This is a genomic window from Vibrio sp. 10N.222.46.A1 (assembly GCF_041473595.1).
GTDB classification, from domain to species: Bacteria; Pseudomonadota; Gammaproteobacteria; order Enterobacterales; family Vibrionaceae; genus Vibrio; species Vibrio tasmaniensis_A.
In genome coordinates this window covers 1-7,194 of sequence record NZ_JBFRSN010000277.1, presented here as the reverse complement: position 1 = coordinate 7,194, position 7,194 = coordinate 1, and the positions used below count along the sequence as shown (strand labels likewise).

The window sequence follows — 7,194 nt, the reverse complement described above, 5'->3', positions numbered from 1 at the left end:
ATATTGCCCGCACTAATAGCGGGCATTTTTGTATTATGTTTTTTGGATGTTTGGTTAGGGAGAAGCGTTTTGGAACTAAGTTCGATTTCAAAGCAAAAACAAATATATACCCAACTATCACAGGCTTGCTTCACAGACCCATTTGCGTTTTTAGGGCCATACTTACCTTCTGAACAAGGTTCATTACGAGTGTGGATTCCTGGGGCAGATAAAGTCGAGTTGATTGTTGGAAAGGAACCTCGTATTAAGTTAGCGCGAGAGGGTGAAAGTGGTTTCATTCTTAAGCAAGAAAGAGACTTACGTTTTACTCACTACAAGCTTGCGGTTGATTGGAATGGAGTAGAGCAGATCATCGATGATCCATACCAATACCATGATCTGTACGCGAGTTATGAGGATCTTCATACACCTAAAGATATGTATCATCACATGGGGGCTCAGTTTATTACGCTAGAGCGTGATGGACAGACGATTTCAGGCACGCGTTTCTTGGTGTACGCACCGCATGCAACAGCGGCTAGCTTGGTGGGTAACTTCAACGCTTGGGATGGTCGTCGCCACCCAATGCAGCGTCTAGATTATGGTATGTGGGGCTTATTTATTCCTGATCTGGAAGAAGGCGCACAATACAAGTTTGAATTAAAAGGGCCTGATGGCGAAGGCTTGCCACATAAAGCTGACCCATGGGGTTTCTATTCTGAGCAGTACCCATCATTTTCATCTGTGACTTACGATCACGCTCGTTACCAGTGGCAAGATTCTCAATGGCAGAATCGCCCGGTAACGCAAAAGCGCAAAGAAGCCCTTTCATTCTATGAATTGCATGCCGGCTCTTGGAAGCGCAATGCTGAAGGTGAATTCCTAAACTACCGTGAGCTAGCGGCAGAGCTAATCCCATATCTAACGGATCTCGGTTACACACACGTAGAGTTGATGCCGGTTTCAGAGCACCCGTTTTACGGCTCTTGGGGTTATCAGCCAATAGGCTTGTTCGCACCAACGAGTCGTTTTGGGTCTCCAGATGATTTCAAATTCTTCGTCGACCAATGTCACCAAGCCGGTTTAGGCGTTGTTCTGGACTGGGTTCCTGCACACTTTCCAAGTGATGATCACGGTTTAGCTAACTTTGATGGAACGCCTTTGTTCCATGACCCAGATCCACGCCGTGGTTGGCACCAAGATTGGAACTCGTACATTTACGACTTAGGTAAAGAGCATGTTCGTCGCTTCTTAGTAGCAAATGCATTGTACTGGTTCGAACAATTCCATATCGATGGCATTCGTGTTGATGCGGTTGCTTCGATGTTGTACCTCGATTACTCGCGTAGCCATGATCAATGGATTCCGAATGTAGACGGCGGCAATGAAAATTACGACGCCATCGCGACCCTTAAGTGGATGAACGAAGAAGTTTATAAACACTTCCCTAACGCGATGACAATTGCTGAAGAATCGACGGCTTTCCCGGGTGTTTCAGCACCAACCTTTATGGGCGGTTTAGGCTTCGGTTTTAAGTGGAACATGGGTTGGATGCACGATAGCTTGTCTTACATTCAAGAAGATCCAATCAACCGTAAATATCACCACGATACGATTACCTTCCCGTTGGTTTATGCTCACAGCGAAAACTACGTATTGTCTCTGTCTCACGATGAGGTGGTTTACGGTAAAGGCTCTATCCACAACAAGATGCCGGGTGATGAGTGGCAGCAAACGGCTAACCTACGCGCTTACATGGGTTACATGTATGCACAACCGGGTAAAAAGCTGAACTTCATGGGCGCTGAATTCGGTCAAACGGCTGAATGGAATCATGATGATCAACTGCAGTGGTTCTTGTTGGAATATGAACGCCACCAAGGTGTTCAACGCTTAACGAAAGATTTGAACAATCTATACCGCTCTGAGGCGGCAATGCACGATCTTGATTTCGACCCGAAAGGTTTTGAATGGCGTCTACAAGATTCTGCTGAAGCAAGTATCTTAGCTCATGAACGTATTAGTGAGTCGGGTGAACGAGTATTGGTTGTTTCTAACTTTACGCCTGTTCCTCATGAGCGTTTCCGTCTAGGTGTTCCAGCCCAAGGCCAGTACTCGCTATTGCTGAATACTGACTCGGCTGATTACGCAGGCAGCGGTTTTGAAGTGAAGCAGGTTGCTAAGGTTGAATTAGTAGCAAGCGAAGGTTTGGAGACGTCGATTGAGCTGCGTTTACCACCACTTTCAACGGTGTTTTACAAATTAAACTAATAACAATCACAGTAAGTCAGTGCTTGGTATAAAACTCCGCTCCCCCTACAACATAGTGGTCACCCGCTCGGAAGTGGAGCAATAAAAAAGCGCATAAGTCTTATGACTTATGCGCTTTCTTTTTAAGGCTCAAACGTCTTCAATAGACGCAAGGCACTAAACCTAGATACTAGATACTAGATACTAGAGCTAAAACTAAATAAGCTTAAACAATCGGCTTTTGACCACGTTCAATCAGCTTCATCAGCACGCTGTCTGCAGATTTACCTGCCACGCCCGCTAGTTTGTCTGAAAGCTTTTTCTTCTGTACGTAGTGAATCGCTAGAACTGTTTTGTCCTTACATGCCGCTACGACTAAATCATCAGAAGTGCTAATCTCATCCACCAGCCCAAGTTCATGCGCTTGTGTACCAAACCAGTGCTCACCCGTTGCTACTTTTTCAAGATCTAGCGCAGGTCGGTGGTCACGGATGAAATCTTTAAACAAACCATGAGTTTCCTCTAGCTCTTCTTTAAACTTCTCGCGTGCTTTATCACTGTTCTCACCAAACATAGTAAGCGTGCGTTTGTACTCACCTGCCGTTAGCTGTTCGAATTCAATGTCGTGCTTTTTAAGCAGTTTGTTGAAGTTTGGCAGTTGAGCGATAACACCAATAGAACCAACAATAGCAAACGGTGCAGATACGATTTTGTCTGCGATACATGCCATCATGTAACCGCCACTTGCTGCGACTTTATCTACCGAGATAGTCAGAGGCAGACCTGCCGCTTTGATACGGTCAAGTTGAGAAGACGCCAGACCATAGCCGTGAACCATACCACCGCCAGACTCAAGCTTAAGCAATACTTCATCACCTTCACGAGCAACAGCCAGAACCGCCGTTACCTCTTCACGTAATGAAGCCACTTCTTTCGCATCAATGCTGCCATTAAAATCAAGAACGAATAGGTGTGGTTCACGCTTGCTATCAAGCTCACCCTCTTTCGCTGCTTTCTTCACTTCTTTGCCACGTGATTTTACTTTTTCTTTTTCCGCTTTCTTTTCTGCTTTATCACGTGCTTTGATGAAAGCATCATCATGCAAATGGTGCTCTAGTTGTTCAATCGTTTGTTTGTGATGCTCAGATAGGTTCGTGATTTCCAGCTCACCTTTAATTGCGCTTGATTTTCCACCCACAGATTTAGCTATCACTAAAATTGCAATGATGGCGATTACAACGGTCGCAATCTTGGCTAAAAACAAGCCGTAGTCCAACAAAAATTCCAATGTCATATCCCCTATTGTATGAATTAGTGTATTGTAACCATCTTGTCACGATTACCAAGAATTTCTCATCATTCCTGCGGTTATCTGTGTGATTAAACATCAATGGAATGACGAACATAATAAAAGAAAGAAGGATAAGCACAGTGGATTACCCAATCTCTACAGATGCCCTCAAAGATAAAGTAATTTTGGTTACAGGTGCCGGTGCTGGCATTGGTCGCCAAGCCGCGCTAAGTTTCGCTCAACATGGTGCAACTGTTATTCTGTTAGGCCGCAATGTCAAAAACCTTGAATTAATTTACGACGAAATCGAAAGCGCTGGTTACCCACAGCCTGCGATTATCCCATTGGATTTAAAAGGCGCGACAAAACAGAACTACATCGACATGGCTGAAACCATTGAATCACAGTTCGGTCGTTTAGATGGTCTACTGCATAACGCAGGTGTGCTTGGCACGTTAAGTCCATTCGATCAAATCGATGAAGAAACGTTTGATGGCGTCATGCAAATCAACGTTAAAGCTGAATTTCTAATGACTCAAGCATTACTGCCTGTCATTAAGAAAGCGGAAGCGGGTCGTATTGTCTTTACCTCTTCAACGGTTGGTCACTCTGGTCGTGCGTTCTGGGGCACTTACGCGATTTCAAAGTTTGCTACAGAAGGCATGATGCAGATCTTAGCCGATGAGCTTGAAGGTACCGATATCCGTGTTAATGCGATTAACCCAGGCGGTACTCAAACACGCATGCGTGCAAAAGCGTACCCAGGTGAAGATGCGAACAAGCTAAAAACGCCACTCGACATCATCCCGTTGTATCTACACTTAATGAACCCAAGTGTGACAGACATTCATGGCCAATGTATCGATGCTCAACCTAAGTAACTGATATCATTAATCAATAGTAAAAAGTCGCTTCCATAGCGGCTTTTTTTGTATCTAAATCAATCAACTAACACTTACTTCCGCTAATTTTCATCATTTCTCTTTGCATCTTTTTCATTGTTAAATATACTGTATAAATATACAGGTATTTAATTATGCATGAACTAATAAAAAACTTACAAGACCGCCAGCTAATCTGGACAGGGTTACAATCAACAGCGCAAGGAAGTACTACTTCAACAGGCTATCCTCAACTGGATAAACAGCTTGATGGTGGCTTTCCGACGCATGGTGTTATTGAGGTTGAATCGCAACAAGGGATCGGCGAACTTCGCCTGCTTACACCCTATTTAGCTCAACAAAACTCACAAAAATTGGCCATCTTCATTAACCCACCGGGGAAGATCTGTGCCGAATTTTTTAGCAGCCAAGGTATTGAGCTCGATAACATCTTGGTGATCGAGCCTCAACGCGACCTCGATGCATTATGGGCAGCCGAGCAATGCCTCAAGAGTGGTGCTTGTCACTCGGTATTGTTATGGGGAGCCGATCTCGAAATCCACCAAACCAAACGCTTACAAGCAGCAAGCGAAACGGGCAAATGCCTGCAATTTCACTTTAAAGCCACCAGCCATAATCAGTTATCCCTGCCCGTTTCTTTAAGCATGAAGCTGTCTTTTCACATCCAAGGGTTAAAGGTTGAGGTGACTAAGAGAAAAGGCAGTTGGTCGTATGGAAGTTTTATTCTGGACATGAACCAGAACTGGCCGTTACTCACAGAAAAAGTCATCGATGAAAACAACTCAATTCATGCGTTGTCTGGTAACACTGTGCTTGCTTTCCCTATTGCGAAGCAAGGCTAGCGTATGTTATGGCTTTATCTGCACTTTCCATCTCTGCAGTTGGATACCTTGTTTAATTCTGAGCTATCTAACTCCGAGAAAGTTCACTCTAATGAAGAGTTACACGAGCAACCTATTATCATCGTGGATGAAAAAGATCACCGTGTGCTGCAAGCTAACCAAGCTGCGCTGCAATCGGGAATTTCACTTGGTATGGGGCTAGGGTCTGCGGCGGCGCTGTGTCACAACTTACACGTCCACCCTTACAGTATTGAGCTAGAAAAAAGTAAGCTCAAAGAGATCGCTCAATGGGCGTATTTGGTCACTTCTGACATGGCTTTACTGCCACCCAATGGATTATTGATTAAGTCCTCTAACATGCTGTCGCTTTATGATGGGCTAGATAACTACTGGCATGAACTCAAAAGCCATTTAGAAACGCTCAATATCCAGTTCAGCTTTGCTACAGGTTATTCGCCGCTTTCTGCAATCCTTTTAGGCAAACAATCCATCAACCAAGCGACGAACAATGTTGAGCAGATGAAAGCTTGGGTTAACCAACAAGCACTGAGTTCAAGCGAACTTCCTGCTAAACAAGTTGAGCGCCTGAATCGTGTTGGTATCAATGTCGTTGAAGACTTATTGAAACTGCCTTTGCAAGATGTCGCGCGCCGCTTTGATATCGACTTGGTGAACTATGTTGGTCGTCTTAATGGGCAGTTCAAGCACCCGATTGATTTCTATCACCCACCAGAGAGTTTCCAACAATATTTGGAGCTGCTGTTTGATATTGAAAACATCCTGTTCATCGAAAAGCCTTTGCTGAAATTGTTGAATCAGCTCGAGTGTTTTTTGAGGTTACGCGACCGAGTGGCTTTCGAGTTAACGCTGACTTTGCACCTAAGGGATAAAGACGACCACCCTGTCTCTTTTTATTCCGCGCAGGGCGATTACCTTGCTGTCAAATGGGCAAACCTAACGCATCTAACCTTAGAGTCACTGAAGATAACAGCACCCGTACAGGGGCTGACTCTCTCTTTGATTCGTCATGGAGAACCGCAAGTCGCCTACCATGATCTTTTCGATGGCAATACAGGAACGCTTGCTGCGCTAGATTTGCTCTCGCTGCTTCAAGCAAAGCTCGGGCAAGCTTGTATTCAGACTCCCAAAATACTGCACGATCCAAGGCCAGAAAAGGCCAATCAGTATTCGCTCCCAACACTGAGTAAGTCTGTGGCAAAAAAGCAAACGCCCCCAGAGAGCGAGCAACAAACCATAGTTCTCAACGTCCATCAACAACGACTCCGGCCCAGTATTTTACTGCCAGAGCCCGAAGCCTTAACCGAAAGCGTCACCTTATTTCAAGGCCCTGAGCGCATTGTGTCTGGCTGGTGGGATGGTGAAAAAATCATTCGTGACTACTTTATTGCTCACAGTGAAAACGGTCGATGGTTATGGGTATTTAGAACACCAGATAAACAGTGGTTTTTGCACGGCTTATTTAGCTAACCAACAAAAGTTGAATCGCCAACCCGCACCATTTACTCAATTTAAACGCCCTTTTCAATCATGTTCACTCGCAATGGTTAAGTGAGATTACGTTATGTCTCAGCAATACTCAGAGCTATTTTGCCAAAGTAATTACTCCTTTCTAGAGGGAGCTTCGCATGCGGAAGAGCTTGTTTTACAGGCCGACTTCTTACGTTACAAAGCACTCGCGGTTACTGATGAGTGCTCAGTCGCGGGCATCGTTAAGGTTCACTCAGCAATCAAGCAACATAAACTGTCGCTCAAGCAAATTGTCGGGAGCATGTTTTGGTTAAATGAAGAGTGCCAAGTGGTTTTGCTATGCCCAAATAGAGAGGCCTATGCCGAGCTGTGTCGTATTATTACCAACGCGAGACGTCGTAGCAGCAAAGGACATTATCAGCTCTCTGAGTGGGATATCATG

General features: G+C 44.8%; 6 protein-coding genes. 5 read left to right on the top strand and 1 reads right to left on the bottom strand.

Going from position 1 to position 7,194, the window contains the following annotated elements; translation table 11 throughout:
• Positions 1-69: 69 nt before the first annotated feature.
• On the top strand, positions 70-2,250 hold the full coding sequence (gene glgB / locus AB4496_RS09420; protein WP_102258064.1) for a 1,4-alpha-glucan branching protein GlgB: 2,181 nt from the start codon (positions 70-72) through the stop codon (positions 2,248-2,250).
• A gap of 205 nt (positions 2,251-2,455) precedes the next feature.
• Here glgB and sohB read toward each other — a convergent pair whose 3' ends face one another.
• Positions 2,456-3,517: a protease SohB gene (sohB, locus tag AB4496_RS09415; RefSeq protein WP_009849001.1), complete on the bottom strand. Its 1,062-nt coding sequence runs from the start codon at positions 3,515-3,517 to the stop codon at positions 2,456-2,458.
• Between the two features lie 143 nt (positions 3,518-3,660).
• Here sohB and AB4496_RS09410 point away from each other — a divergent pair, with 143 nt between their 5' ends.
• The 4 genes from AB4496_RS09410 to AB4496_RS09395 all read left to right on the top strand — a co-directional run.
• Positions 3,661-4,401: a YciK family oxidoreductase gene (locus tag AB4496_RS09410; protein WP_009849000.1), complete on the top strand. Its 741-nt coding sequence runs from the start codon at positions 3,661-3,663 to the stop codon at positions 4,399-4,401.
• A gap of 155 nt (positions 4,402-4,556) precedes the next feature.
• Positions 4,557-5,264, top strand: a complete 708-nt coding sequence (imuA, locus tag AB4496_RS09405; RefSeq protein ID WP_102257371.1) for a translesion DNA synthesis-associated protein ImuA — start codon at positions 4,557-4,559, stop codon at positions 5,262-5,264.
• Positions 5,265-5,267: 3 nt separating this feature from the next.
• On the top strand, positions 5,268-6,752 hold the full coding sequence (locus tag AB4496_RS09400; protein ID WP_102257372.1) for a DNA polymerase Y family protein: 1,485 nt from the start codon (positions 5,268-5,270) through the stop codon (positions 6,750-6,752).
• Between the two features lie 94 nt (positions 6,753-6,846).
• Positions 6,847-7,194 (top strand): PHP domain-containing protein (locus AB4496_RS09395; protein WP_372130863.1); only part of this gene is annotated, 348 nt, incomplete at its 3' end.